26 protein-coding genes are annotated in these 26,505 nt (G+C 50.2%); all 26 read right to left on the reverse strand.

What is annotated here, in order from left to right; translation table 11 throughout:
• Positions 1–118 precede the first annotated feature (118 nt).
• The gene (gene rpsO / locus IEX98_RS20950; protein WP_042160574.1) at positions 119–388 is read right to left on the reverse strand and encodes a 30S ribosomal protein S15; all 270 of its coding nucleotides are present in this window, start codon (positions 386–388) and stop codon (positions 119–121) included.
• Between the two features lie 165 nt (positions 389–553).
• Complete coding sequence (locus IEX98_RS20955; protein ID WP_229692303.1) at positions 554–1,495, reverse strand: bifunctional riboflavin kinase/FAD synthetase; 942 nt, start codon at positions 1,493–1,495, stop codon at positions 554–556.
• Between the two features lie 67 nt (positions 1,496–1,562).
• Entirely contained in the window at positions 1,563–2,465 is a 903-nt protein-coding gene (truB, locus tag IEX98_RS20960; protein WP_188891160.1) for a tRNA pseudouridine(55) synthase TruB, read from the reverse strand.
• 2 nt (positions 2,466–2,467) lie between these two features.
• Entirely contained in the window at positions 2,468–3,454 is a 987-nt protein-coding gene (locus IEX98_RS20965; protein ID WP_188891161.1) for a DHH family phosphoesterase, read from the reverse strand.
• Positions 3,454–3,807, reverse strand: a complete 354-nt coding sequence (gene rbfA / locus IEX98_RS20970; RefSeq protein WP_188891162.1) for a 30S ribosome-binding factor RbfA — start codon at positions 3,805–3,807, stop codon at positions 3,454–3,456. Before rbfA ends, IEX98_RS20965 begins: the two co-directional genes overlap by 1 nt.
• A gap of 7 nt (positions 3,808–3,814) precedes the next feature.
• Complete coding sequence (infB, locus tag IEX98_RS20975; RefSeq protein ID WP_188891163.1) at positions 3,815–6,595, reverse strand: translation initiation factor IF-2; 2,781 nt, start codon at positions 6,593–6,595, stop codon at positions 3,815–3,817.
• Positions 6,564–6,917 carry a L7Ae/L30e/S12e/Gadd45 family ribosomal protein gene (locus IEX98_RS20980; protein ID WP_188891164.1) on the reverse strand — a complete coding sequence of 118 codons (354 nt, stop codon included), beginning with the start codon at positions 6,915–6,917 and terminating at the stop codon, positions 6,564–6,566. The genes infB and IEX98_RS20980 overlap by 32 nt, the downstream gene beginning before the upstream one ends.
• On the reverse strand, positions 6,904–7,218 hold the full coding sequence (gene rnpM / locus IEX98_RS20985) for an RNase P modulator RnpM (protein ID WP_188891165.1): 315 nt from the start codon (positions 7,216–7,218) through the stop codon (positions 6,904–6,906). The genes IEX98_RS20980 and rnpM overlap by 14 nt, the downstream gene beginning before the upstream one ends.
• A gap of 46 nt (positions 7,219–7,264) precedes the next feature.
• Entirely contained in the window at positions 7,265–8,365 is a 1,101-nt protein-coding gene (gene nusA / locus IEX98_RS20990) for a transcription termination factor NusA (protein ID WP_188891166.1), read from the reverse strand.
• Between the two features lie 49 nt (positions 8,366–8,414).
• Positions 8,415–8,876 (reverse strand): ribosome maturation factor RimP, encoded by a 462-nt coding sequence (rimP, locus tag IEX98_RS20995; RefSeq protein WP_188891167.1) that lies wholly within the window; start codon positions 8,874–8,876, stop codon positions 8,415–8,417.
• A gap of 183 nt (positions 8,877–9,059) precedes the next feature.
• Positions 9,060–13,382 (reverse strand): PolC-type DNA polymerase III, encoded by a 4,323-nt coding sequence (locus IEX98_RS21000; protein WP_188891168.1) that lies wholly within the window; start codon positions 13,380–13,382, stop codon positions 9,060–9,062.
• Positions 13,383–13,433: 51 nt separating this feature from the next.
• Positions 13,434–14,882, reverse strand: a complete 1,449-nt coding sequence (gene proS / locus IEX98_RS21005) for a proline--tRNA ligase (protein ID WP_188891169.1) — start codon at positions 14,880–14,882, stop codon at positions 13,434–13,436.
• A 7-nt stretch (positions 14,883–14,889) separates the two neighbouring features.
• The gene (gene rseP / locus IEX98_RS21010; RefSeq protein ID WP_188891170.1) at positions 14,890–16,167 is read right to left on the reverse strand and encodes an RIP metalloprotease RseP; all 1,278 of its coding nucleotides are present in this window, start codon (positions 16,165–16,167) and stop codon (positions 14,890–14,892) included.
• 86 nt (positions 16,168–16,253) lie between these two features.
• Positions 16,254–17,390, reverse strand: coding sequence for a 1-deoxy-D-xylulose-5-phosphate reductoisomerase (locus IEX98_RS21015; RefSeq protein WP_188891171.1), 1,137 nt, complete (start codon positions 17,388–17,390; stop codon positions 16,254–16,256).
• Positions 17,391–17,489: 99 nt separating this feature from the next.
• Positions 17,490–18,284 carry a phosphatidate cytidylyltransferase gene (locus IEX98_RS21020; protein ID WP_188891172.1) on the reverse strand — a complete coding sequence of 265 codons (795 nt, stop codon included), beginning with the start codon at positions 18,282–18,284 and terminating at the stop codon, positions 17,490–17,492.
• Between the two features lie 25 nt (positions 18,285–18,309).
• Positions 18,310–19,071 (reverse strand): isoprenyl transferase, encoded by a 762-nt coding sequence (locus IEX98_RS21025; protein WP_188891173.1) that lies wholly within the window; start codon positions 19,069–19,071, stop codon positions 18,310–18,312.
• Positions 19,072–19,129: 58 nt separating this feature from the next.
• Positions 19,130–19,684: a ribosome recycling factor gene (frr, locus tag IEX98_RS21030; protein ID WP_188891174.1), complete on the reverse strand. Its 555-nt coding sequence runs from the start codon at positions 19,682–19,684 to the stop codon at positions 19,130–19,132.
• Positions 19,684–20,412, reverse strand: coding sequence for a UMP kinase (gene pyrH / locus IEX98_RS21035; protein WP_229692300.1), 729 nt, complete (start codon positions 20,410–20,412; stop codon positions 19,684–19,686). The genes frr and pyrH overlap by 1 nt, the downstream gene beginning before the upstream one ends.
• Before the next feature lie 124 nt (positions 20,413–20,536).
• Positions 20,537–21,187 (reverse strand): translation elongation factor Ts, encoded by a 651-nt coding sequence (gene tsf / locus IEX98_RS21040; RefSeq protein ID WP_188891175.1) that lies wholly within the window; start codon positions 21,185–21,187, stop codon positions 20,537–20,539.
• Positions 21,188–21,400: 213 nt separating this feature from the next.
• Positions 21,401–22,099, reverse strand: a complete 699-nt coding sequence (gene rpsB, locus IEX98_RS21045; RefSeq protein ID WP_042160518.1) for a 30S ribosomal protein S2 — start codon at positions 22,097–22,099, stop codon at positions 21,401–21,403.
• 202 nt (positions 22,100–22,301) lie between these two features.
• Positions 22,302–22,886: a hypothetical protein gene (locus IEX98_RS21050; RefSeq protein ID WP_188891176.1), complete on the reverse strand. Its 585-nt coding sequence runs from the start codon at positions 22,884–22,886 to the stop codon at positions 22,302–22,304.
• Positions 22,879–23,460 carry a DUF6115 domain-containing protein gene (locus IEX98_RS21055; RefSeq protein WP_188891177.1) on the reverse strand — a complete coding sequence of 194 codons (582 nt, stop codon included), beginning with the start codon at positions 23,458–23,460 and terminating at the stop codon, positions 22,879–22,881. Before IEX98_RS21055 ends, IEX98_RS21050 begins: the two co-directional genes overlap by 8 nt.
• 35 nt (positions 23,461–23,495) lie before the next feature.
• Positions 23,496–23,810, reverse strand: a complete 315-nt coding sequence (locus IEX98_RS21060) for a hypothetical protein (protein WP_188891178.1) — start codon at positions 23,808–23,810, stop codon at positions 23,496–23,498.
• 29 nt (positions 23,811–23,839) lie between these two features.
• Complete coding sequence (locus IEX98_RS21065) at positions 23,840–25,246, reverse strand: DUF342 domain-containing protein (protein WP_188891179.1); 1,407 nt, start codon at positions 25,244–25,246, stop codon at positions 23,840–23,842.
• Between the two features lie 15 nt (positions 25,247–25,261).
• Complete coding sequence (locus IEX98_RS21070) at positions 25,262–26,032, reverse strand: FliA/WhiG family RNA polymerase sigma factor (RefSeq protein WP_188891180.1); 771 nt, start codon at positions 26,030–26,032, stop codon at positions 25,262–25,264.
• A gap of 4 nt (positions 26,033–26,036) precedes the next feature.
• On the reverse strand, positions 26,037–26,504 hold the full coding sequence (locus IEX98_RS21075; protein ID WP_188891181.1) for a hypothetical protein: 468 nt from the start codon (positions 26,502–26,504) through the stop codon (positions 26,037–26,039).
• Position 26,505 lies beyond the last annotated feature (1 nt).

The following is a 26,505-nucleotide window of genomic DNA, read 5'->3' on the forward strand; positions in this document are numbered from 1 at the left end:
GCCAACAGCGTTGGCATATCCTGCTGTACCTTTTGATATTACAAAAAGCAACCCGCGAATGCCGGCTCCGGGAAGCCCGGACGGCAAAACAGCCAGGTTGCTTTTCATGTAACAGATTCTAGCGGCGAAGGCCGAGTTTTTCGATCAATGCGCTATAACGTCTAACATCTTTGTTTTTCAGGTATGCCAACAGCTTACGGCGTTGACCTACCATCTTGAGCAAACCACGACGGGAGTGGTGATCTTTCTTGTGCTCCCGCAAGTGTTGAGTCAAGTTCACGATGTTTTCAGTCAGGATAGCGACTTGAACTTCCGGTGATCCTGTATCGCTCGCATGTGTTTTGTGCGTTTCGATCAGTTCTTGTTTACGCTCTTGTGTAATTGCCATCCTCGTTCACCTCCTTGAAAAATTAAAATAATCGCCGTTAGCCCAGGTACCGCCGGTGAGAGCAGACATCCAAGCTAAGGTTCTTATCGCGTTCGTCCATAAATGGGCCGGTCCGCAACGTTATTCAGTATAACACAACAGCATAGGCAAGTAAATGCTGCCGTTTTAACCGAGGTTGAACCGTTGTTTGACTTTATCCGAATCCTGGCCAATTTGCGCAATCAGTTCTTGTACGGAACCGAATCTTTGCTCCGGACGGATAAAATCATGGAACCGCACGGTAATCGATTCTCCATAAATGTCCTGGTTAAAATCGAAAAGATGCACTTCCATAACCGGCCGGATCTCTTCTTTATTAAAGGTTGGCTTCATTCCGTGGTTCAGAACGCCGTAAAATGGCTTTCCCGCTACTTCACCCGAAACGGCAAAGACACCGAGTCGGGGAGCTACATAACGGTCAGATATTTCAAGGTTGGCGGTCGGAAAACCAATGGTCCGGCCGCGGCCATCACCATGAACGACTATACCTTTAAGTTCATAAGGACGACTGAGCAAGTTGGCGGCCAATTCGATGCCGCCCTGCTCTAGCGCCTCACGTACATAAGTACTGCTCACCTTTATGCCGTTCTCGAACAGCGGCTCAATAATTTCGACATCAATGTCCGGCGCACCCAAGCTGCGCATCATTTCGGCATTGCCTTGACCCTTGAAGCCAAACATAAAGTCAAAGCCAACGACAATTTGACGCGCTCTCAGCGGCCGGAGCACCTCGTCGACAAATTGCTGCGGCGAAATGGCCGCAAACGTTTTATCGAATTCCAATACGAACACAAGGTCTACGCCAAGCTCCTCGAACAAGGAAGCTTTGGACTCAAACGGCGTAAGACTATTGAAATAACGTTCGCCCTGACCCAGCACTTCTTTGGGATGCGGGTTAAACGTCATGACAGCGGACAGCAAACCTTTGCTTTTGGCAAGCGTTACTGCCTTTTTAATGACGTTCTGATGCCCGCGATGCACACCGTCGAAATGGCCGATCGCGATCGAAAGCGAATGATCCCGGAGCACTTCCGGAATCTCCGTTAACGGATACTTGAGTGAAATCATTTCCAACTTGGATACACCTGCATTTCTGTTCAGACTTTCGCTTTTGCGAGCCGATGTGGTAGTGATGCTATGAAAATACTTTTACCGGTTTCAGAATTTCCGCCCCGGTGTCCCATTCAAAAATCCCGATAAACTGATTGCCTTCGCCGTAAAGCCGGATCAGCCGATCCCCGCTCGGACGTTCGGCAAGCATGCGCAGCGGAATTTTTTGTCCTTTAAGCGCCATGTCAGCAATCACTGACGACACCTGAACAAGTTCCAAATGCGAAATCGCCATTTCTGCCGATAACAAGCGCGATTCGAGCTCTCCTGCCTCCTGAAGCTCTTCCACCTGCTCCAGCGTTACGCATTGTTCCTTCGTAATGCCTCCAGACATCGTACGGGTCAACTGCGCCATTGCGGCAGGAACGCCAAGCTCCCGTCCAATATCGACGCAAAGTGTCCGAATATACGTGCCTTTCGAGCACACGACTGAAAAGGAAAACGTTGGCTTGTCTGACGATAAATTGAGGCCTTGCAGCTCGATTTGGTGGATCGTCGCTTTTCTTGCTTTCCGTTCTACCGTCTTGCCTTCCCGCGCCAGCTCATAGAGACGCTTGCCGTCCACTTTAACAGCGGAGAACATCGGGGGAATCTGTTCGATCTCGCCGACAAAGCTCCTAAGAACCCGAATAACCTCTTCCTCGGTCACTACAATGCCGCTTATCTCCTCAACAACATTACCGGTTAAGTCTTCCGTATCGGTAGCAATGCCAAGCTGAATGACAGCTTCATAGGCTTTCGGACGTTCTTGCAAATATTCAACCATACGCGTAGAACGGCCCAAACAGAGAGGCAATACGCCCGTCACCATAGGATCCAGCGTTCCCGCATGGCCGATCCGCTTCATCTTGGTCAGCCGGCGCACCTTCGCCACTACATCATGCGAAGTCCAACCCGCAGGCTTCCAGATCGCGATAATACCGTCCATCGTTAATTCAACGCCTTTCTAACCGCATCAACCAAAGATTCAATCGCATCCGGGAGCGAACCGCTCAGCCGGCAGCCGGCAGCGCGAACATGGCCGCCGCCGCCGAAATTTTGCGCGATAGCCGCTACGTCTGCTTTGCCCGAGGAACGAAGGCTTGCTTTCACATGACCGTCTTCGGTTTCCTTGAACAAAATTCCGACTTCAACACCATCAATATTCAAAGCATAGTTGACGATGCCCTCGAAATCTTCGGATACGGCGCCGGTTTCCTTCATATCATCCTTAGCGACATAGAGCCAGCCGATCTGCTGATCTTCACTGAAAGTAAGTCTGCTTAAACTGCGTTGCAGCAGTTTCAACTTCGGCATCGTCATTTTTTCAAGCAAATGATCTGCCAGCTGGTGACCGCTGACACCTTTGTCCAGCATACGCGAAGCGATCCCCATCACTTTGGAGCTCGTGTTGGAGTAGCGAAAGCCGCCCGTATCGGTTAAGAGGCCGGTATAAATAGCCGTTGCGCAGTCCTTGTCAAAGTCAAAGCCGGCTCTTTCGATAAGATCATATAAAACTTCTACCGTAGCTGCTGCGTCAGCCCGAATAATATTAACCGTACCGAAACCATTGTTCGTCGGATGATGGTCGATATTAAGCAAGCCGGCATCTTCCGCAAACAAACTGGAGACCTCGCCGATTCTTTGATAGTCAGCGCAATCTACCGTAATAATATGCTTATAAGCCGCAGTGGGCTGCGATTTGCGATAATTGATAATAGCGTCATAATGCACAAGATAGCTTAACCGTGAAGGAGATTCGCCTTCGTTCATCAATACGAAGGATTTACCCAATTTGTCTAGCAGCCAGCCAACAACTGCTGTCGAACTAATAGCATCCCCATCAGGCTGAACATGGGAGACGACTAAAAAGTCGTCCCCCTCGTTCATAAAAGCAAGTGCAGCATCAAGTTGCCGCGTATATTCCGCAGTCGTCATCACGACTTATTCCCGCGGTTGATTTCCTCCAGCAGCCCTTCAATCCGGCTGCCGTATTCAATCGAACTATCGAACTTGAACAAAATTTCTGGCGTATGACGCAGACGCATCCGCTTGCCGAGCTCGGTGCGAATAAAACCGTTTGCCCGTCCGAGCGCTTTAAGCGTCTCTTCCTTTTGCTCTTCGCTGCCAAGCACGCTCAAGTAAACACGCGCTTGGGACAGATCGCCAGACGCTTCCACACCTGTTACGGTGATAAAGCCAATTCGCGGATCCTTCAGCTCAGTTTGAATAATTTGGCTCAGTTCTTTCTTAATCTGTTCGCCTACACGGCCGACACGTATTTTAGCCATCGATTAATCACCTCTCTACCGATTCCATCACGAAGGCTTCAATAATGTCCCCTTCTTTGAAGTCGTTAAACCGCTCCAGCGTAATCCCACACTCATAGCCTTGCGCAACTTCTTTGACGTCATCCTTGAAGCGTTTCAACGTATCAACCTTGCCTTCAAAAATAACGATGCCTTCGCGTACGATACGCGCTTCAGCGGAACGGGTCACTTTGCCGGACGTAATCATACAGCCTGCAATTGCCCCAACTTTGCTAACTTTAAAGACGTTGCGGACTTCCGCTTGACCGATAACAACTTCCTTGAAGATCGGATCAAGCATCCCTTTCATCGCCTGTTCGATTTCCTCGATCACGTTATAGATGACGCGGTGCATACGAACATCGACTTTCTCTTGCTGCGCAGCCAGATCAGCCTGCGGCTCTGGACGAACGTTGAAACCGACAACGATGGCATTGGATGCCGAAGCCAGGTTGATATCGGACTCATTGATCGCACCGACGCCGCTGTGAATGATTTTAACACGTACACCTTCGATATCGATTTTGGCGAGGGAGCCTTTGAGTGCTTCCGCAGAGCCTTGAACGTCAGATTTAATAATAACGTTCAGATCTTTAATTTCGCCTTCTTTGATGTGTTTATACAGATCATCCAGCGTGACGCGAGTATTCGCACCCAGCTCGGATTGACGCTGCTTGATGGAGCGGCGATCGGAGATCGCTCTCGCTTTGCGCTCATCCTCGAATACCATAAACGGATCGCCGGCTTGCGGTACTTCTGTAAGACCCGTAATTTCCACTGGTGTAGAAGGACCTACTTCTTTCAGTCTGCGGCCTTTGTCGTTGACCATCGCACGAACGCGGCCGAAGCAGTTGCCGGCAACGAATGCATCGCCGATTTTCAGCGTACCGTGTTGAACGAGAATACGAGCTACTGGGCCTTTGCCTTTGTCCAGCTCGGCCTCAAGCACAGTACCGCGGGCGCGTTTGTCCGGGTTCGCTTTATAATCATTCACTTCCGCTACGAGAAGAATCATCTCCAGCAAGTCTTCAAGACCAATGCGCTGTTTCGCAGAAACGTTAACGAAGATCGTATCTCCGCCCCACTCTTCCGGAACGAGCTCATATTCAGTCAGAGCTTGCTTAATTTTGTCCGGATCAGCGTCCGGTTTATCGATTTTGTTGACGGCAACGATGATTGGTACGCCTGCAGCTTTCGCATGGTTAACTGCTTCTACCGTTTGCGGCATAACGCCGTCATCCGCTGCTACGACAATAATCGTAATATCGGTAACCTGCGCACCACGGGCACGCATAAGCGTAAACGCTTCGTGACCCGGTGTATCCAGGAACGTAATTTTCTTTTGTTTGATTTCAACTTGGTAAGCGCCGATATGCTGCGTAATGCCGCCTGCTTCGCCGCCTGTTACATTCGTTTGACGAATGGCGTCGAGCAAAGTCGTTTTACCATGGTCAACGTGACCCATGATCGTAACGACTGGCGGACGAGCCACCAAATCTTCATCTACATCGGTCTCTTCTACAGTTTCGAAGGAATCTTCCTCAACCGGGATTTTCACTTCAACCTCTACGCCGTACTCCGAGGAGAGCAGCAAGATAGCATCCATTTCAAGCTCTTGGTTGATTGTTGCCATTACGCCGAGGAAAATCAGCTTTTTAATGACTTCGGAAGCATCTTTATGAAGCAGCTTCGCCAATTCGCCTACTGTCATCGTACCGCGTACAATGATTTTTTTAGGCGTATTGTCGATTTTTTCGCGGCGTTCCTGTTGCGGCTGGTTGCGCTGATTGCGTCCTTTGCCCCCACGGTTGTTGCCGCCTCTGAATCCGCCCGGTTTGCCGTCATCAAAGCGTCTTTGTCCGTGATTGCTGTTAGGACCGCCCGATTTGGATTTGTTCAAACCTGGCTTGCTGTTGCGGTTCGAATCAGCAGCTGTCGAACGCGAAGCCGGTTGCGCCGGACGCGAATCGAAGCTGCGGGTTTGACCGCCGCCTTGACCACCGCCGGATGGACGGTTGCCGCCCTGTCCGCCTTGGCCCGCACCTGCTGGACGATTGCCTTGATAACCGCCGGATGGACGGTTGCCGCCTTGTCCGCCTTGACCGCTGCCTGCCGGACGGTTGCCGCCCTGTCCGCCTTGACCGCCGCCGGATGGACGGTTGCCGCCCTGTCCGCCTTGGCCGCTGCCTGCCGGACGATTGCCTTGATAACCGCCGCCAGATGGACGATTGCCTTGACCTTGGCCGCTAGGGCGGTTGCCCTGATAGCCGCCGCCGGATGGACGATTGCCTTGACCCTGGCCGCTAGGACGATTGTTAGAGCTGCTGCTTGGCTGAGATTGCGTTTGCGCCGGGCGTTGTTCTTGCTGCGCCGCGCTTGGTTGTGATTGACTTGGTTGCGTTGGAGTTGTTTGCGTTTGGTTTGTTTGCGTATTCGTTTTAATAGAATTCATAGGCCCCTGTCTGTCCTGAGATATATTTTTGTTGGCTGGCTGAGACTGCGGTTTGCCCGCTGTCTGCGAAGCAGCCGATACCGTCGCGCCTGAAGTTTCCTGCGCGCGTTTTGCCGCGGCATTGGCTTTAATATCGCGGAAAAAACCTTCCACTTTCTGCACCATTGCATTTTCCATAACACTCATATGGTTATTAACGGGCAGATTCAGCCGTTTAAGAATAGTTATAATTTCTTTACTGCTCATGTTTAGCGATTTGGCGTATTCGTATACGCGTGTTTTATCTTTATTGTCCTTGCCGTCCTGTTGGTTGCTCAATATGATCCACCTCCGAATTTTGACTCAGATGACCTGCAATCATTTTTCCGAACTTTGCGTCAGTTACCGCCAGTACGACTCGTTCCGGCTTTCCTATGGCCTTTCCAAGCTGATCGCGGTCAAATGCTTCGGCGAGTTGTATCCCGTAGGTGCTGCATTTGTCGCGAAATTTCTTCTTCGTATTCGGGGAAGCGTCTCCCGCAATAATAACGAGATGCGCATCTCCTTTACGTACCGCCTTGAGCACGATTTCATCGCCTGTAATCAGTTTCCCGGCCCTCATGGCCATGCCCAGAGAGGATAAGCATTTATTCGTCTTCATCGCTTATCAGCTCCTTATTGGCTAGAAACTGTTCCTCAACCGAGATGAAATCCTGTTCAAGCTGGTCGTAAATTTCATTGCCGACTGTTTGCTTCAAGGCCCGGTCAAGCGCCCTCGATTTCTTCGCCAGCTTAAAGCAGCTGACTTTACCGCATAAATAGGCGCCTCGACCGGCTTTTTTACCTGTAAGGTCTATCAACACTTCTTCTTCAGGTGTCCGAACAACGCGGATTAATTCTTTTTTTGGTTTCATTTCTTGGCAAGCTACGCATTTGCGCAGCGGCACTTTTCTCGGTCTCACCGTACATCCCTCCTCTGCCGATTATGGACGCAGCAGCTGAAGCCGGCTAGGAATCGATCGAGACGGAATCCTGATGCATCGTGCCTGTCAAAGTTCTCGGGCGGCCGTATTCCTGCTCCGCTTGCGTTTCACTCTTAATATCGATTTTCCAGCCCGTCAGCTTAGCTGCAAGGCGAGCGTTTTGGCCTTTAATGCCGATAGCGAGTGAAAGCTGGTAATCAGGAACGATGACGCGAGCCAGTTTTTCCTGCTCAAATACGATAACTTCCAGCACTTTGGAAGGGCTTAGCGCATTCGCCACATATTCCTCAACGCTATCCGACCAACGAACAATATCGATCTTCTCGCCCGTCAACTCGGTTACAATCGTTTGTACACGCAGTCCTTTTGGTCCTACGCATGAGCCGACTGGATCTACTTCTTCATTGCGTGAATGAACGGCAATTTTCGAACGGAAGCCCGCTTCACGCGCTACGGAACGAATTTCGACGACACCGTCATAAATTTCGGGAACTTCCAGCTCGAACAGACGCTTAAGCAAGCCCGGATGCGTACGCGAAAGGATGATTTGCGGACCTTTTGTCGTGTTCTCAACCTTCGTGATATACGATTTAACACGGTCGCCGTGCTTGAACTTGTCAGTCGGCATAAGTTCAGTCAGCGGCAGCACCGCCTCAACTTTGCCAAGATCAATAAACAGATTGCGAACGTCCTGGCGTTGAACGATGCCATTGACGATATCTTCCTCTTTATCGATAAAAGCATTGTAGATAAGTCCGCGTTCCGCTTCGCGAATCCGTTGCGTAACGACCTGCTTAGCCGTTTGTGCCGCAATCCGTCCGAAATCACGCGGCGTTACTTCGATGTCTGCAATATCGTCCAATTGATAATGCGGGTTGATCTCCCTCGACGCATCTATAGTAATTTCAAGACGCGGATCGAGCACTTCATCAACGACTGTTTTACGTGCATATACTTTAATAACGCCGGTGTGGCGGTTAATATCGACACGCACGTTTTGCGCCGTATTGAAATTGCGCTTGTAGCTGGAGATTAGAGCAGCCTCTATCGCTTCAAGCAACACATCTTTCGTAATTCCCTTTTCCCTCTCGATTTCCGATAACGCTTCAATAAAATCCATGCTCATTGGAATGGAGTTCCCCCTTTCAAAAATAAAAGCTTCTGCTCTGCAATCTCTAGAATACGATGGCTAGCCGAGCGCCTGCCACTTTCGCATACGGAATCGCATGCTCTTTCTTGCCCGCTTTCACTTGAAGCTGTTCGCCGTCAAAAGCGAGAAGCTGACCCTCGAACTCTTTCAAACCGTCAATCGGCTCATATGTCGTTATGTAGACATGCTTGCCGACCGCTTTGCGCACATCTTCCGGTTTCTTGAGCGGCCGTTCGGCCCCCGGTGAGGATACTTCGAGAAAATAGTTGTCGCTGACCGGATCATTCTTGTCGAGCTGCTCGCTGAGATATTCGCTGATCCGACCGCATTCATCGATATCGATGCCGCCTTCCTTGTCTACGAATACACGCAGGAAGTAGTGGCTGCCCTCTTTCACATACTCAATATCAACAAGCTCAAAGCCATTGCTGTCGAGAAACGGAGCTACCATTTCTTCAACGACGGATTTGATTTTGGATGTGCTCAAATTGCTTTAACCTCCCGTTTGTACGTTCGAAATGGGCTTGATCCATGGAAAAAGCCCAAATACAAAACGTAAAGAGTGGGTTTCCCCACTCTTCTGCTTCAAAGTCTCTATCCACATCATTGCCACAAAAATTATATCATAACCGCATGAAGAGTGACAAGAAATCTTTTCATGTGCTGACAGTTAGAAGAGGGATAGCTGATTCGATTCCGGCAAGCCGCGGAAGCAGCCCATGCCGTTCAGAACCTCGACAATCGTCTTGCTGGCCTTCGATTTCTGCTGGAAATCCTCGATAGACAAGAACTCGCCTTCTTCACGCGAAGCTGCAATGTTCCGGGCCGCGTTGTCGCCGATACCGGCGATAGCCGCAAACGGCGGGATAAGCGATTCCCCGTCTACAATAAATTTCGTAGCATGCGATCGATAGAGATCAATCGGCTTGAAAGAGAGTCCTCTTGCCGTCATTTCCAGCGCCATTTCCAGCAAGGAGATGCTGTTCTTCTCCTTCGTCGTCGCGCTGAAGCCTTTTTCTTCGATCTCTAGCAATTTCTTAAGAATCGCGTCATAACCTTGACAGAGTATTTCCAGATCAAAATCCTCGGCGCGAACCGTGAAGTACGTCGCGTAATATTCAATCGGATAATACAGTTTGAAGTAGGCGGTGCGAACAGCCGAAATAACATAAGCCGCGGCATGCGCCTTCGGAAACATATACTCGATGCGCAGGCAGGAGTCGATATACCACTGCGGTACTTTGCAGTTTTTCATCTCATCGATCCATTCCGGCGTCAGACCCCGGCCTTTCCGTACGCTTTCCGTAATTTTGAAAGCGAGTCCGGCATCCATTCCTGCTTTATAAATCAAGTATAACATAATATCGTCACGACAGCCGATTACGGTCTTGATGTTACAAGTACCCTTCTTAATTAATTCCTGGGCATTGCCGAGCCATACGCCCGTGCCGTGGGACAATCCCGAAATTTGCAGCAAATCGGCAAAGGAGGAAGGCTGCGTCTCCTGAAGCATCTGACGAACGAATTTCGTTCCCATCTCCGGAACGCCAAACGTTGCGACTGGCGTCCGAATCTTCTCCGGCGCCACACCGAGCGCCTTCGTCGAGTTGAACATGCTCATTACTTTCGGATCATTCATCGGAATCGTCGTAGGATCGACACCCGTCAAATCCTGCAGCATCCGCATCATTGTCGGATCGTCATGTCCCAGAATATCGAGCTTCAGCAAGTTCATCTCAAAAGCATGATAATCGAAATGCGTAGTTTTCCACTCCGCATTGACATCATCCGCCGGATATTGGACAGGTGTTACATCCTCCACCTCTATATAATCCGGTACAACGACGATGCCGCCGGGATGCTGCCCGGTGCTGCGCTTTACTCCGGTAACGCCGGCAGCGAGCCTCGACAGCTCCGCGCCCCGCCACTTCTTCCCGTGGTCTTCCTCGTATTTTTTGGCAAAACCAAAGCCAGTTTTCTCCGCAACCGTACCAATCGTGCCGGCCCGGAATACGTTTTTCGGACCAAACATTTCTTTTGTGAAATTATGAGCCGTCGGCTGGTATTCGCCCGAGAAGTTCAAGTCGATATCGGGAACTTTATCGCCTTTAAATCCAAGGAACGTTTCGAACGGAATGTCCTGCCCTTCGCCTTTTGTCAGTTGCCCGCATTTCGCACAGCTTTTGACCGGCAAGTCAAAGCCGCTCATGATGCTGCCGTCGAGAAACCATTCGCTGTGCCTGCAATCGGGATTCAAGCACATATAATGAGGCGGCAGCGGATTAACCTCGGAAATGCCAAGGAAGGTTGCAACCACAGAGGAGCCAACGGACCCCCGGGAACCTACGAGGTAACCATCCCGATTGGACTTCTTCACAAGCCGCTCCGAAATCAAATAGTTGGCCGAGAAGCCAAATTTAATAATCGGCACAAGCTCCTTCTCCAAACGATCGATTACAACCTGTGGAAGCTCTTCCCCATAAAACGATTTGGCCGTGTTATAACACGTTTCACGGATTTCCTCGTCTGCGCCTTCAATAATCGGCGTGAACAATTGTTCTGGGAACATCTCGAACGGTTCAAACCGTTCGGCAAGCTGAATTGTATTCGTTACAACAACTTCATAGGCGCGTGCCTCTCCCAGAAAAGCGAACTCGGCAAGCATTTCATCCGTTGTACGAAGATGGGCCTCCGGCTTACGGATATCCTTAAGCGGACTAAAGCCGGTAATGCCATGAATGGCGATGTCCCGGAACAGCTTGTCCCTCGGATTCAAGTAATGCACGTTGCCCGTTGCAATGACCGGCTTGCCAAGCTCATCGCCGATCTGACAAATATAACGGTGAGCCTGTTCAATCTCAGCACGGCTGCCAACCAGTCCCTTCTCGACCAGATGCATATAAAAATCGATTGGCTGGATTTCCAGCACATCGTAGAAGCGGGCAACCTCCAGCGCTTCCTCGTACGATTTATTAAGCACCGTCTCGAAAAACTCACCCTTCTCACAGCCGGATATGACGAGTATGCCTTCGCGAAGCTCAACGAGCTTGCTTTTAGGAATCGTCGCTACCCGTTTGAAATGTTCGGTATGAGAGATCGAAATGAGCTTGAACAGATTTTTTTTGCCGACAGCGTTCAACGCGTAAATATTGCAGTGAAAAGGCCGGGAATTGGATAAGTCCAGTCCTACATAATCATTTAATTGATGAAGTCCGGTAATATTACGTTCCGCCGCGTCGCTAATCAAGCCATATAATACGCCGCCAAGCGCCAAGGAGTCGTCGACCGCCCGGTGATGGTTCTCCAGACTGACTTTATACTTGGCCGCCAGTGTGTTCAGACGGTGATTCTTTAGTGAAGGATGAATAAATCGTGCAAGCTCAAGCGTATCGAGTACCGGATTCGTTACCTCAGGCATACCGAGCGACTTGCAGTTGGCTTGAATAAAACCGATATCGAATCTGGCGTTATGCGCGACGAGTACCGAATCGCCAATGAATTCAACAAATTCACGCAGCATAGGCTCAAGCTCCGGTGCATCCTTGACCATATCGTCGTTGATGCTCGTTAGCTGCTGAATGTGATAAGGAATTTTTTCATGTGGATTAATGAAAGTCGAGAAACGGTTAATTTCTTTGCCATCCTTCATGCGAACACCGGCAAGCTCGATGATTTTGTTGTTCACGACGGAAAGGCCCGTCGTCTCGATATCAAATACGATATATTCGGTAGTTGCCAGCTGTTCCTCGCGAGGGTTCAGCACCATCGGCACCGCATCGTTGACGACATTAGCCTCGAGTCCGAACAGCACTTGAATGCCGTTCTTCTTCGCTGCCTTGAAAGCGTCGGGATAGCAATGAATATTGCTGTGATCCGTCACCGCAATCGCCTTATGTCCCCACTTCGCGGCCGTTTTCACATAAGCATCGATTGGCGTTACTGCATCCATCGCGCTCATCGTCGTATGAAGGTGGAACTCGACCCGCTTCTCTTCTGCCTTATCCTTGCGATCCGGCGGTGATCCGATTTCATTCAGATCGCTTGGCATCATGACGAGCTCAGGCTCTTGCATAAACCGGTCGTAATCAACCCGGCCTCTCGCCTTTACCCATTTGCCGTTCGCTATCAGGCTGAACATTTTCAAGTCGTCCTTCGTTTTGGCAAACATCTTCATCGCCATGGAATCGGAGAAGTCGGTAACGTTGAACGTATATAGCGTCATGCCGTTCCGCAGCTCTTTCACTTCAAGTCCGAAAATCGTACCTTGTACCGTAATCTTCTTCTCTTCTTCACGGATGTTCATAATCGGAACCGGCTCGTCCCGAATATCATAGCCTACAGACAATTTGGAAGGCTGGTCATCGCCTTCATCCGAATCGGAATCGGTTGCTGCGCTTTCCATGATTTGAAGAACGGCTTCCCGTTCCTCCTGCACGATCTTCTGTTGAAACTCATCGTACACCTCTTGCCTGGACGCGCCGCCTGATCCGACCTCTAGCTTCACCCTGTAGTTGCGGGCAAAACAGCGGCTGTAGAAGCGTACGATTTCCTCGTCGATCCGTTTCTTGCGGGCAAGCTCGAGGCCCATGCCGTCAAGCAGCGAGATTGTAATGAGATCGCCTTCCGCATCCATGCCGGCTTTCGCCAGCCAGCCGTTGACCGAAGCGATTTCCTGCTGCGCCCATTCGATAAACAGACCCCAATATTCCCGGGCGATGTCCGCAGATCCGACACTGTCTTCATAGTGGAACTGAAAATCGGTCTCCGCAATATGGGCGAATTTCAGATGAACCGCCTGCAAAAGCCCGCTGTAGGCCCTAGAAGGCACTAAGGACGCTTTGCGAATGCAAAACGTCCATTTGCGGTTGCTTTTGCGGACGATTACCTGATCAATATACCCGTCTTTATAATAAGAATGGATAAGTTCCTGAGGCAGCTCCGATTGCTGAAGCAGCAATTCGAAGCGTTGCCTCTTATCTCCGGTTTGACTCATGGTTAATCATCACTCCCAACAAACTCCTATCGATTCAATCCGAGCCAGAATTTAGTAGGCGCGTGCAAAAACGACTGTATGCTCCGCATGCTCACCGCATACGAGACAATTCGATTTCTTCTTCTCAGGCTCGAACGGAATGTTCCGGCTCGTTGCGCCTGTCTCTTCCTTCACTTGCTTCTCGCATGCCGCTGAACCGCACCAGCCTGCGAGTACGAAACCGCGCTTCTCTTCCATCGAAGCTTTCATCTCATCCAGCGTCTCGACATCATAGAAGTTGTCCTCACGGAACTGTTTCGCTTTCTCAAACATCGCCGCCTGGATTTCTTCCAGCATCGTTTGAACTTCCTGGGTCAGATTGTCCTGACGAACAATCTTCTTCTCGCCAGTTACCCGGGAGACGAGTACGACTTGTCCATTCTCCATGTCACGCGGTCCAAGCTCGAGACGAAGCGGCACGCCGCGCATTTCGTATTCGTTGAACTTCCAGCCCGGGCTTACATCAGAACGGTCGTCAACACGAACGCGGACGCCTGCCTGCTTCAGCTCGGCAAACAGCTCGTCTACGCGGCCGACTACCTGCTCACGCGTTTTCGCTGGACCAATCGGAATCATGATAACTTGCGTTGGCGCTACCTTAGGAGGCAATGCCAAGCCGCGGTCGTCGCCATGAACCATAATCAAAGCACCGATTAGTCTTGTACTTACCCCCCATGAGGTCGTATGTGCAAACTGCAGCGTGTTTTCACGGTCCAAATATTTAATATCGAATGCCACGGCAAATTTCGTGCCGAGATAATGAGAAGTGCCGGCTTGAACCGCACGGCCGTCCTTCATCATCGCTTCGATCGAATAAGTATTGATTGCGCCGGCAAAACGTTCCGAAGGCGTTTTCTCGCCCACGATAACCGGAATCGCCAGAAACTCTTCAACGAACTGGCGGTAAACATCCAGCATTTTCATCGTTTCTTCGCGTGCTTCTTCTTCGTTCTCATGAGCCGTGTGGCCTTCCTGCCATAGGAACTCACTTGTACGAAGGAAAGGCAGCGTCCGCTTCTCCCAGCGGACTACGTTCGCCCATTGGTTAATGAGCACTGGCAAGTCGCGGTACGATTGAATCCACTTCGAGTACATATGCCCAATCATCGTCTCTGATGTCGGACGGATTGCGAGCCGTTCTTCCAACTGTTCGCCAGCCGCTTCCGTTACCCACGGCAGCTCCGGATTAAAGCCCTCGACATGATCCTTTTCCTTCTGGAAAAAGCTCTCTGGGATGAATAGCGGGAAGTAAGCGTTGCGGTGCCCGGTTTCTTTGAAACGGCGGTCCAGATCGCGCTGGATATTTTCCCAAAGCTCGTAGCCTTCGGGACGGAACACGATGCATCCGCGAACCGGCGAATAGTCCATGAGCTCCGCTTTTTTAATAACATCGATATACCATCTTGAGAAATCCTCGCCCTGCGGCGTAATTTCGGTTACAAACTGTTTATCCTTCGACATAACCGGTTTACTGCTCCCCTCGCACCAATCGCAAAATATCGTTATAAGTTACTACTACCATCAACAGCATAATCATCGCGAACCCGATAAAATGAACCATACTTTCCCGGTTCGGATCGACAGGACGTCCTCGCACTGCTTCCAGACCGAGGAAGATAAGCCGGCTTCCGTCAAGTGCCGGTACAGGCAGCAAATTGAAAATGCCTAAATAGAGACTAAGCAGCGCTGTCCATGAGGTCAGCTGTGTAATGCCCTGCTGCGCAATTTGACTCGTATATTCCGCCGTTCTTACTGGTCCGCCCAGATCATCGAGCTTGAATTCACCCATAATAATCTTCTTGAAACCTTCAAAAATGCTGACAGTCATAACTTTCATCAGCTTGCCTGCACCCGTAATCGTCTCTGTAAACGTAGCCGATCGCGTAGGAAGCGATGCGGAAATACCCACTTTACCGACTCCTTCGGCATTAGGCTTCGGCGTAATTTCAATCGTATGCTTTACACCTTCGCGAACGATGTCGAACTTCACAGGCACGTTAGCCGATTTGCCGATAATATCGATCATCCGATCGAAATCTCCGCCAATCTTCGTCCCGTTCACAGCATCGATCGTATCGCCTTTGCGGAGATCGGAGTTTGCCGCCGGTGTGTTGTCCTGAATCGTTCCGACAAATAGCTTATCGGGATTTTCTTGCGGAATGCCCGCCATTTGAATATACGCGGCAAACAAGACAAATGCCAGTACAAAATTCATCAATGGCCCGGCAAAAATCGACAACGCCCGCGCGCCAACCGATTTGCTGCCAAATTGGCGGTCAACCGGAGCGATTTGCGTTTCCTTGCCTTTGGCGATCATCAACGCTTGCGGATGTACCGAAAACCGTTCTGCTTCGCCGTCGATATCAAGAGTGACAAACAATGCCCGCTCCAAATCGATAGCGGTAACCTCGCCGCGAATAACGCCGCTTCGCTCATCCAGACGATCCAAATACAACCTTGTAACCTTGCCGTCCTTCACCCGGACTGCAATCGTCTGCCCTTCGCCAACGTCGACGATTTCCGGGTCTTCGCCCGCCATCCGGACAAATCCACCGGCCGGTATAAGACGCAACGTGAAGCGGGTTTCCCCGCGTTTGATCGAGAATAACTTCGGACCAAAGCCGATCGCAAACTCTCTAACCAAAATACCGGCCCGCTTCGCAAAGTAATAGTGACCCCATTCATGAATAGTCACAATCACAAAAAATACGAGCACGGTCAAAAAAACGACCTGAATCATCTCCATAACGAGCCTCCTGTTCGTAACGGCCTGTACATAGATTATCATTATTCTCCCGTTCGATACAAGAGAACCACAGGTTGCCGCGGAAGCTAGATTGCGGCTGCAGCTTGGCGCGCCCAGGCGTCGATCGCCGCGATCGTTTCTACATCATTGACGTCGGTTACCGAATGCTTCTCCAGCACTTTCTCTAACACTCTTTCGATAGCCAGGAAGTCGATTTCACCATTTAGGAATCTTGCAACCGCCACTTCGTTCGCGGCATTGAATACCGTAGGCGCCGATTGCCCTGCTCTACCGCATTCAAAAGCCATTCGCAAGCAAGGGTAGCGTTCGTAATCCATTTCGCGAAAATGCAGCTTTCCGATCGCAGCCAAATCCAGTCTTCCGCATAGTGAAGGCTGACGCTCCGGATAGGTAAGCGCGTATTGAATCGGTACGCGCATATCCGGCAATCCCATCTGTGCAATAACGCTATTATCGGCAAACTCGACATAGGAATGGATAATGCTCTCCGGATGGATGAGCACATCAATCTGATCGTAGTTGATACCGAACAGCCATTTGGCTTCAATCACTTCAAGCCCTTTATTTACCATTGTTGCCGAATCGATCGTAATTTTTGCACCCATCGACCAATTTGGATGATTAAGCGCCTCTTGCACCGTTACACCAACAAGCTGTTCTCGTGTCCGATCACGGAATGATCCGCCGGAAGCCGTTATTGTAATGCGGCTTAGCGACTTGCGGTCTTCACCGTTCAGGCATTGGAAAATAGCCGAATGCTCGCTGTCTACGGGAATGATAGACACTCCCTTAGCCTTTGCCCTTTCCATGACGATATGACCAGCCGTAACAAGTGTTTCTTTATTGGCAAGTCCGATGTTTTTACCCGCTTCAATTGCAGCCAGAGTTGCCGGTAACCCGCGGCTGCCCATAATGGCAGTAACGACGACATCGGCATCATTGTCTGCAGCGGTTTCTATGAGCCCCTCTTCGCCGTAAACGACCCGGATTGCCGCAGGAAGCAAAGCCTTCGCTTCTTCAGCCAGTTCCTTGGTCGCCAGGCAGACGATTGCAGGACGGAAGCGCAAAGCTTGCTCGACCAGCAGTGAAACGTTGCTGCCAGCTGATAAGCCAATGATCTCATAGCGATCGGGATCGCTTGCGACTACATCGAGTGTTTGCGTACCGATTGAGCCGGTCGAGCCAAGAATCGTTAATTTCATCGTTAACCCTCTCTCGCCATACAGCAAATAATTTAATAAACGAAAAAAAGCGGGCGCTGCGCCTCCACGACGCTCCGCCCGCTTCCTCTATGGAACCGTTTATGTAGGCAGCAAGCCGGAAAGAAGCACGAGCGGGAAGACGATAATCCAGCTGTCGCAGCGGTCCAGTATGCCGCCATGCCCCGGAAGGATCGCACCGGTATCCTTAATGTCGCGAACGCGCTTATAAGCGGATTGAATTAAATCCCCGAGCTGTCCGGCAACCGCGGCAATCAAGCCAATGCCGAGCGCTCTCGGCAAGCTCACGACGTCGGGCATAGCCAGTGCAAAAGCAACAGCCGTAATGAGCGACAAAATGACACCGCCTGCCGCTCCCTCGATCGTCTTATTCGGACTGATCGAAGGCCATAGCTTATGCTTGCCTAAAGCTCGTCCGGCGAAATAAGCGCCGACATCCGACGCTATAATGCAACCGAGAACAAGGAAGGTCCAGAACAAGCCATGCTCTTCCATCTGTCTTACCGTATCCAGGGCGCCAAACCCATAGCCTACGTATAAAGCGCCAAGCAGCATAAGTGCAGCGCCGTCAATCGTTGTTTTGTTTTTACTAACAACCGTTACAGCCAATAAAAGAAACGCTGCAATCCACATCACCATCAACGCGGAAGGAGCTTCCATGTCCCATAAGGACCAAGGCAGCACGAACGTAAGCATGCCCGCGAAACCGATAAGAGAAGCAGGATGATGCCAAGCGAATCCATTCATACGCACATATTCGGAGAAGCCAATTATAGCCATGAGCACGAGCAAGCCGGCAAAAAACCAGCCTCCGGCCAGCGCAAAAGCGATGAAACCCGCGGCCGCGAGAACGCCTGTCACGATTCTTTGTTTCATTCCAGTCACTCTCCGTTATGGAAGCTTACAAGCCGCCGAATCGCCGCTTGCGGCTCTGATACTGCAGCACCGCTTCTTGAAAATGAGCCTCGTTGAACTCCGGCCAATATACATCGGTAAACCACAGCTCACTGTAAGCAAGCTGCCAAAGCATAAAATTGCTGAGCCGCAATTCGCCGCTCGTTCGAATCAGCAGGTCCGGATCGGGGATGTCGCGGCTTAACAAACGCTCGGACATCAATTGCTCGTCAATCTGATCCGGCGTCAAACGACCATCAGCCACGTCTCCGGCTATCGCCTGGATCGCATCGATCATTTCCTTCCGACTGCCGTAGTTAAGCGCAAAGTTAAGGACGAGACCGGTATTGTCCGCCGTCCGCTCCATCGCTTCTTCCAGCGCGTCAATCGTATAGGAAGGCAAATCGGATTTGATCCCCATCATACGAACCTGGACATTGTTCTCAATGAGTTCCTCCAGCTCGATCTCCAAAAACTGCTGAGGGAGCCGCATCAGAAAATCAACCTCGTCCTTCGGACGCTTCCAGTTTTCCGTTGAAAAAGCATACAGCGTCAAATACTTGACGCCGAGCCGATCGGCTTCCCTGACGACGCGTTTGACCGCCTTCATACCGGTATGATGACCCGCAATACGCGGCAATCCGCGATCTTTGGCCCAGCGCCCGTTGCCGTCCATGATGATGGCGACATGATCAGGCACCTTATCTAGCTGAGGCATCTCAGCCTTTGGGGACGATTTGCCTAGTTTGGCCCAAAGTCGACTGATCATCTACGTTCCTCCCACCCGGAATTGCAAACCCCTCTTTGAAGAAGGGCTCGAAGCGCAATTAAACTTCCATGATTTCCTTCTCTTTAACGACCAATACTTTATCTACTTCAGCGATGAAACGATCTGTCGCCTTTTGAATATCTTCTTGATGGCGACGGGATTCATCTTCGGAAATGTCCGTTTTCTCCATCTTTTTCACATCATCATTTGCATCGCGGCGAATGTTGCGGATCGCAACTTTGGCTTCCTCGCCGAATTTCTTCGTCATTTTCACCAAATCCGCGCGGCGCTCTTCCGTAAGCGGCGGGATTGTAATCCGAATGGCTGCACCGTCATTCGAAGGTGTCAAGCCAAGATCCGATTTCATAATCGCTTTCTCAATCGCGCTAATCGACGTTTTATCCCACGGCTGAATGAACAGCGTGCGGGAATCCGGCGTATTTACGTTAGCCAATTGGGATACAGGCGTCAGTGCACCGTAATATTCAACTTGAATGCGATCCAGCAATGCAGGTGTTGCACGGCCTGCGCGCAAAGTAGCCAAATCACGCTTTAGTGCGCCAATCGCTTTTTCCATCCGCTCTTCAGCGTTTTTCTTAACAGCTTGTGGCATTATTTAGCACTCCCTCTCACAATGGTTCCGATTTTCTCGCCAAGCACAACTTTCTTAATATTCCCTTTTTCGGTTATCGCGAACACGACCAGCGGAATATTGTTGTCCATGCAAAGCGAGGATGCGGTTGAATCCATAACACCCAGGTTTTTGCTTATCACGTCCATGTACGTAAGCTCTTCATATTTCTCTGCAGACGAATCTTTGAACGGATCGGCGGAATATACACCGTCAACTTTGTTCTTCGCCATCAGAATCACTTCCGCTTCGATCTCCGCTGCACGCAATGCTGCGGTCGTATCCGTGGAGAAGAACGGATTGCCTGTGCCTGCTGCGAAAATAACGACGCGGCCCTTCTCCAAGTGGCGAATCGCCCGGCGGCGAATGTACGGCTCCGCGATTTGCTGCATCGCAATCGATGTTTGTACGCGAGTCGGCACTTCGATTTGCTCCAATGCGTCTTGCAGCGCCAGAGAGTTCATCACCGTTGCCAGCATGCCCATATAATCGGCAGTCGCACGATCAATCCCTTTTTCCGTTCCCGCGATTCCGCGCCAAATGTTGCCCCCGCCTACGACGATCGCAACTTCCACGCCAAGCGCGATAACTTCTTTCACTTGTTCGGCAATTTCCGATATTACAGAGGCTTCGATGCCGTAGCCAAGATTCCCGGACAGCGATTCTCCGCTGACCTTCAATACGATCCTTTTAAACACTGGCTGTCCCAACGTCACTACCTCCATCATTGTATTGCTATTTTGTTGCGCTATTGACTAGTCGACTGTCACTCTAAAAAGGCTTCCATATAAAAAGCAGGCGGGGCGGACGCCCCGCCCCGCCTGTGCGTTCGGATTACAGTTTTGCTTGAGCCATAACTTCTTCAACGAAGTTATCTACTTTTTTCTCCAAGCCTTCGCCCAGTTCATAACGAACGAAACGACGGATCGAAATGTTTTCGCCGATTGCGCTTACTTTTTCATTCAGCAATGCGGAGATAGTTTTGTCTGGATCTTTAACGAAGGATTGCTCAAGCAAGCAATACTCTTCATAGTATTTCGAAATGCGGCCTTCAACCATTTTATCAACGATTTTCTCAGGCTTGCCTTCGTTCAAAGCTTGTGCGCGAAGGATTTCGCGTTCTTTCTCAAGCTCGTCGGAAGGTACTTCTTCACGGCGAACAAATTTAGGGTTGGAAGCTGCGATGTGCATCGCGATATCTTTTGCAAACGAACGGAATTGATCCGTTTTTGCTACGAAGTCAGTTTCGCAGTTGATTTCAACGAGGACGCCAATACGGCCGCCTGCATGAATGTAAGATTCAACAACGCCTTCCGTTGCGATACGGCCGGCTTTGTTAGCTGCCGCGGAAAGGCCTTTCTCACGAAGCAATTCGATTGCTTTCGTGATATCACCATTTGTTTCATCCAGAGCTTTCTTACAATCAAGCATCCCTGCTCCGGTTCTTTCACGAAGTTCTTTAACTGCGCTAGCACTAACTGCCATATTTAGCCCTCCTGATAATGTACATTGTTATTTAATATCATCCGGTCAAGCAGAAACGGCTCCGCCGTTCTTAATGGCGAAGCCAAAGTTTCGCGGTGAAATAAAAGCAAATTTATATGGAGAACATATAAAACTCTTATATTTCAAAAAAAGGGCGGTGAGAGGCTTTCACCTTCTGACCACCCTTTGTTGAACTAGCAAGCGTAATGAAGATTAAGCAGTTGTTTGCTCGCCTTGGTTAGCTTCAACAATTGCGTCAGCCATTTTGGACGTAAGCAATTTCACCGCGCGAATCGCGTCGTCATTGCCTGGAATGACATAATCGATTTCGTCTGGATCGCAGTTTGTATCAACGATACCTACGATTGGGATACCAAGCTTACGAGCTTCGGCAACAGCGATACGCTCTTTGCGTGGATCGATGATGAACAAAGCGCTTGGCAGGCGTTTCATGCCTTTAATGCCGCCGAGGAATTTTTCCAAACGGTCTTTTTCTTTGTTAAGGATGATAACTTCTTTCTTTGGAAGAACTTCAAAAGTTCCGTCCTCCGACCATTTCTCCAGCGTGCGAAGACGATCGATACGCTTTTGAATGGTTTGGAAGTTAGTCAGCGTTCCACCCAACCAACGTTGGTTGATGTAGAAGTTGCCGCAACGCTCAGCTTCTTCTTTAACAGAATCTTGAGCTTGTTTTTTCGTGCCGACGAACAGCATAGTGCCGCCTTCAGCTGCGATCGAGCGAACAAAGTTGTAAGCTTCCTCAACTTTTTTCACTGTTTTTTGCAAGTCGATGATGTAAATTCCGTTTCTTTCGGTGAAGATATAACGATCCATCTTAGGGTTCCAGCGACGAGTCTGGTGACCGAAGTGTACCCCAGCTTCAAGAAGCTGTTTCATGGAAATAACCGCCATTTCTCCAACACCTCCTATAGTGGTTTTGTTTTGTAGTGCTCCGCCGCCAATATCATCTTTCGCTAAAACTTCCGGCAGCCGGAAGCACCGTTAGCGAAATTAATCGGCGTGTGTTTTTAACACCGTCCATTAATATACCATATCCGTATGCACGGTGCAACAAACTTTGTGATTCAATTATGGATTTCGCTATTTTCAGCAATTATTCGATGCCTCTTGCTTTCAATTCTGCCCGTTCTTCTTTCGTTAAAGGGTCGCTCTTAATAATCGAAATGATCTCTTGCAGCTGGGGCTTGCCTTTAAACAAAAAATAACCGGCGCGAACGGTGGGTTTCTTAGATCGTTTCATGGCCGCGATAAACGCCGCTTCATCCTCGATCAGACCGTTGTCGGCCAGCAGCTTGGCTGTCCCTGTCAAATTCATGCCGCCTTTAATCTGAAGTATAAGCTCTTGAACCGGAGCTTCCGGTTCTTCATTCTGCTTAGGCTTCTCCGTGCTTGGCGGCTCCTTCTCAGGCTGAGTCGTAGTAACTGGTGTCGCTGAAGGCACCGCTGTCGCCTCAGTACCAGCAGGGCTAATAGCAGGCTTATCTGGCGTTTTCTCCTGACGAGCTGCAGCAACGGCAGCATCCAGTTCCTGCTGGGAATATTGCTTTTCATCCCCAGAAAACAGGCTCTCGCCCAGCTTCGCCTGACTTTGCTCTCCAATCTGCAACAGCTGAAGCAACAAAGCACCGACGATGATGCCCATACCAAGCCCCGTCAAAAACATGCGGTTTTTAAGCACGAGCACCCTCCTCCTGCTTCGCCAGCTGCAGAATAAGCTGGACTTCCCCTTTGTTCATCCCGAGCTTTTTCGCGATCAACTCAATTGATTTGCCTTGGTTGTAAAGCTCTAACAGCTCGGCATACCGCGCCTGAATCGTAGTCGGCGCTGGCGCTGCTGCTGGAATCGGATCAGGCTCCTGTACTTGCGGCTTTGATTGAGCTGCCGGAGCGTCAGCAACCGCTTGCACAACACTTGCTTCGGCTGCTTGATAGGAGCCCTCTTGCAGCCTTGCTTGTGTTTGGGCGGCTGCTTCCCCTGCCTGCTTCTCCAGCAGAGCCAGTCTTCGCTCCAACTCTGCAATGCGCTGCTCTTTTGCTTCGGCCTGCGCATGGCTTTGCTCACGGAATTGCGTAACGAGCTGCACGAGCTCCTTATGGTCCAGCTCCGTATTCTCCATAAACTGTTCCAGCGCAATTTCCATATTGCTTGTCGCTATACCAGCGTTCGCCTGTTCTTGCTTCGCTTTAGGAATTAATAAAGCGAGCACGAGTACGACAGCTCCCACCAGTACGACATATGTCCATGTATCCATCTGCTGCACCTGCCTAAACTAACGAGTAGATAACTTTAAAGCTTCATATCAAAGCGATGGCCTTTATACGGATGAATCGGCTGCTTCTCATCCTCGGCTTCCTCTGCGGAAGGGGCACGCTGCTTGTCCCGTTTTCCGCCCTTGGAGCCTTCCTGGTCTTTCCTGATGTTAAGGCCAATCGCCTGCTCGAGGCCCTCACTTCGAGTACGGGCAAGCTCGTCTTGACGCGATTGCTGCTCCCCAAGCTTTGTTTGCTCTATGGCAGGGCGCTGATTAAGCGCTCCTTGTGTACCGCCGAGTTCCGGTGTTCTAGGAATAGAATGCTGCAAATCAATCGGTCTAAACGTCATTCCCCGTCCTCCTTATTAATGCGGTATTGTTAAGGAAAAATCGGTACGTTGACGATATCGCCATCCATGTAACGGAACGACACGTGCTGGATTGGATCTTTAAGATAGCGGGTATACCTGCCAATTACAATTTTAATGCCGCCGTATATCGTATGGCTGACATCGACTCTTGCCCGGTCCGTATCTTCCAGTGTCTTCTCGATTTCGAGAATCCGATCCCGCATTTCCTCCATCTCGCCTATCGACACTCTCTTAGTCGCTCCCAGTTTAATCCGCAGCGACATCTTATCCTCTGTCAATTGACCTGATGCTGCCAGCTGATCGAGAATCGTCAGCGCTTTCTCCGATTTATCCAAACTGTCCTGTGTTTGCCGAAGTTTAAGACGCAATTCGCTGAGCTCTGCGCGCTGCTCCGGACGAACGCCGACCTCTATAGCAGTAGCAGTTGACATCGTATTGCCGACTACCCTCGCTGAGACGAGATCGGCCGCTTGAACTGTACCGCCAACGATCAATCCTTTGGAACCTGAGCATATGACGCTGCGGCCGGCGCGCACGATAGAATGCATAATACTTTGCGAGACGAGAACGTCTTCCCCTGCGCTTACGTTGCCGTCTTGAATAAAGGAGCTTTTAATCGTCTTATTCGCTCTGACATGGCCTTTATTGCCTGCCATGATTCCGCCGATAATTTCTATGGAGCCTTCCGATTCCAGCTCCGCGCCCTCTACACCACCGATAATTCGAATGTCACCGGCCGCTTTGATCTTGAAACCGCTCAACACGTTGCCGCGAATGACGACCGTACCGATGAAATCAATATTACCTGTTTTGTAATCGACATCGCCATTAACCTCATATACCGGAAATACGTTGATCTTTTCCTTATCCGTTAACGTAATAAGACCGTCGATCGTCGCATACATCGCGGTCTGCTCGCCGCTGACAACGACGTTTTTCCCTACCTTAAACCTCGCTTGCTTGCCAAGCTTGGCGGCAATCGTCTCCCCGGTAACCATTTTCCCAGGCAATCCATATTCCGCTTCCACCCGTTCGGCGATAAGCTGACCACGCTGGACGTTCTTCAGTTGATTGACCTCCTTGAAGTCAACCGTACCGTCTTCAAGCTCTGCTGGGCGCTGATCCCGCTCCTTCATGTCATAAATGAAACGGATATAGCCGTCTTTGCCGGTCGTTGCCTGCTGCCCTACGGCGACGAGTGTCTGCTCTTTGCAATAAGCCAGTACATTGTTGCATATTTCGGTAAGCAGTTCGGTTCGGATTCCGCTCGTAATGCCCTTGCTAATTAAGAATCGTTCCAGCTGATTCGGCGTGCAATCAAACTCATCCGTAATCCGATTAAATATCAAAAAGGCAGACAGCTTATCGGCAGATGTTTGAATGCGCAGGAACGAATCTAGTAATTGATCGTCCACCTTTATACCCCCTTTCTAGTGCTGTGTTAATTGATCTTTATGCTTAGCCAACGCTCCGCGAAGGCGCAAAATCGCCTTGGAGTGGAGCTGGGAAATTCGCGATGGTGATAGCGACATCACTTCAGCAATCTCGCTTAATGAAAGCTCATCGTAATAAAATAGCGACACGACGGTACGCTCTTTCTCCGTCAGTTTTTCGATCCCGCTTACGAGGGATTCTTTCAAAAAAAACTCATGAACCTTATGGTCGGGATTTTTCACCCTTTCGTCAACGAGCAGGCTCATCCTCGTCTCCGTTTCTTCTTCCCGAATGGGGTCCTCCAGCGAACATACAGTCGTTATTGCAATTTCGTGGAGCATCGTCGTAAACTCTTTTTCACTAATTTCCAGATACTTGCTTATTTCGGCATCTGTCACGGAACGCAAATATTGCTGCTCCAGCTTTTGATACGCCTCTTCTACTCTTTTTGCCTTCTCGCGAATAGAACGGGGCACCCAGTCTCCTTGGCGAAGACCGTCAATAATTGCGCCTCGTATACGCCACGAGGCATACGTTTCGAATTGCAGACCGCGGCTGTAATCGAATTTTTCAATTGCATCTATGAGGCCCATTACGCCATTGCTGGCAAGATCGTCGCGGGAAACGTTTTTCGGCAAGCCTATAGCCATGCGGTTCGTGACGTAGTCGACGAGCGGCAAATATTGCTCGATCAAACGTTTCTTCGCCTCAAGATCGCCTTCGTCCTTCCATGCTTGCCACATCTCGATGTTCACTGACGCAATCATCGCCTCAACCTCCCGTCAGGTGACGTATTGCTTTTACTAATTGTTCGGGATCCTTGTTCTCTGTCGATAACAGTTGCGGAGGGTTCAGCGGACGGAATTGCTCCGCTGCCTGCTGTTGCTCTTGGTCAGCTTTCTCCGTTCTCTCCGCCGTTGAATGGCTCCCCTCTCCAAGCTGGGCCTTCAACAGTTCATTGATGTCATCGCCCTCATCCGGTGTATACAAATCAAGCGCCGTTCCTTTGCCCTCTTCGTTTGCAGCCTGAGCGAGCTCAGATCCGGCATTCATCGCCGGGGGCTGCAGGATGATAGAAATCGCCGCTCGTAGAATAAACGCGAGAACGACAAAGGCGATGAAAGCGTATAAGCTGCGCAGAAGCATGACATCCAGCGGGTTTTTGCCAATCGAGAAAAGCATCGTCAGCGCCGCTCCGACAAGTCCCATCACTAAATTCCATCGCCAGGTTCCGATCATT

Origin of the sequence: Paenibacillus radicis (ex Gao et al. 2016), from assembly GCF_014641555.1 — a bacterium.
Lineage (GTDB): Bacteria > Bacillota > Bacilli > Paenibacillales > Paenibacillaceae > Pristimantibacillus > Pristimantibacillus radicis.

What these genes read in the sequence shown, in the direction of transcription:
- IEX98_RS21020 (WP_188891172.1), bottom strand. Translation starts at nt 18,284, where the DNA reads ATGAAACAAAGAATCGTGACAGGCGTTCTCGCGGCCGCGGGTTTCATC.
- rbfA (WP_188891162.1), bottom strand. Translation starts at nt 3,807, where the DNA reads ATGGCTAAAATACGTGTCGGCCGTGTAGGCGAACAGATTAAGAAAGAA.
- truB (WP_188891160.1), bottom strand. Translation starts at nt 2,465, where the DNA reads ATGGACGGTATTATCGCGATCTGGAAGCCTGCGGGTTGGACTTCGCAT.
- IEX98_RS21025 (WP_188891173.1), bottom strand. Translation starts at nt 19,071, where the DNA reads ATGATCAGTCGACTTTGGGCCAAACTAGGCAAATCGTCCCCAAAGGCT.
- IEX98_RS20980 (WP_188891164.1), bottom strand. Translation starts at nt 6,917, where the DNA reads ATGAAGACGAATAAATGCTTATCCTCTCTGGGCATGGCCATGAGGGCC.
- IEX98_RS21060 (WP_188891178.1), bottom strand. Translation starts at nt 23,810, where the DNA reads ATGACGTTTAGACCGATTGATTTGCAGCATTCTATTCCTAGAACACCG.
- rpsB (WP_042160518.1), bottom strand. Translation starts at nt 22,099, where the DNA reads ATGGCGGTTATTTCCATGAAACAGCTTCTTGAAGCTGGGGTACACTTC.
- IEX98_RS20965 (WP_188891161.1), bottom strand. Translation starts at nt 3,454, where the DNA reads ATGACGACTGCGGAATATACGCGGCAACTTGATGCTGCACTTGCTTTT.
- IEX98_RS21070 (WP_188891180.1), bottom strand. Translation starts at nt 26,032, where the DNA reads ATGATTGCGTCAGTGAACATCGAGATGTGGCAAGCATGGAAGGACGAA.
- rseP (WP_188891170.1), bottom strand. Translation starts at nt 16,167, where the DNA reads ATGGAGATGATTCAGGTCGTTTTTTTGACCGTGCTCGTATTTTTTGTG.
- IEX98_RS21075 (WP_188891181.1), bottom strand. Translation starts at nt 26,504, where the DNA reads ATGATCGGAACCTGGCGATGGAATTTAGTGATGGGACTTGTCGGAGCG.
- IEX98_RS21055 (WP_188891177.1), bottom strand. Translation starts at nt 23,460, where the DNA reads ATGGATACATGGACATATGTCGTACTGGTGGGAGCTGTCGTACTCGTG.
- IEX98_RS21000 (WP_188891168.1), bottom strand. Translation starts at nt 13,382, where the DNA reads ATGAGTCAAACCGGAGATAAGAGGCAACGCTTCGAATTGCTGCTTCAG.
- IEX98_RS20955 (WP_229692303.1), bottom strand. Translation starts at nt 1,495, where the DNA reads ATGATTTCACTCAAGTATCCGTTAACGGAGATTCCGGAAGTGCTCCGG.
- proS (WP_188891169.1), bottom strand. Translation starts at nt 14,882, where the DNA reads ATGTCGAAGGATAAACAGTTTGTAACCGAAATTACGCCGCAGGGCGAG.
- tsf (WP_188891175.1), bottom strand. Translation starts at nt 21,187, where the DNA reads ATGGCAGTTAGTGCTAGCGCAGTTAAAGAACTTCGTGAAAGAACCGGA.
- nusA (WP_188891166.1), bottom strand. Translation starts at nt 8,365, where the DNA reads ATGAGCATGGATTTTATTGAAGCGTTATCGGAAATCGAGAGGGAAAAG.
- frr (WP_188891174.1), bottom strand. Translation starts at nt 19,684, where the DNA reads ATGCCACAAGCTGTTAAGAAAAACGCTGAAGAGCGGATGGAAAAAGCG.
- IEX98_RS21015 (WP_188891171.1), bottom strand. Translation starts at nt 17,390, where the DNA reads ATGAAATTAACGATTCTTGGCTCGACCGGCTCAATCGGTACGCAAACA.
- rpsO (WP_042160574.1), bottom strand. Translation starts at nt 388, where the DNA reads ATGGCAATTACACAAGAGCGTAAACAAGAACTGATCGAAACGCACAAA.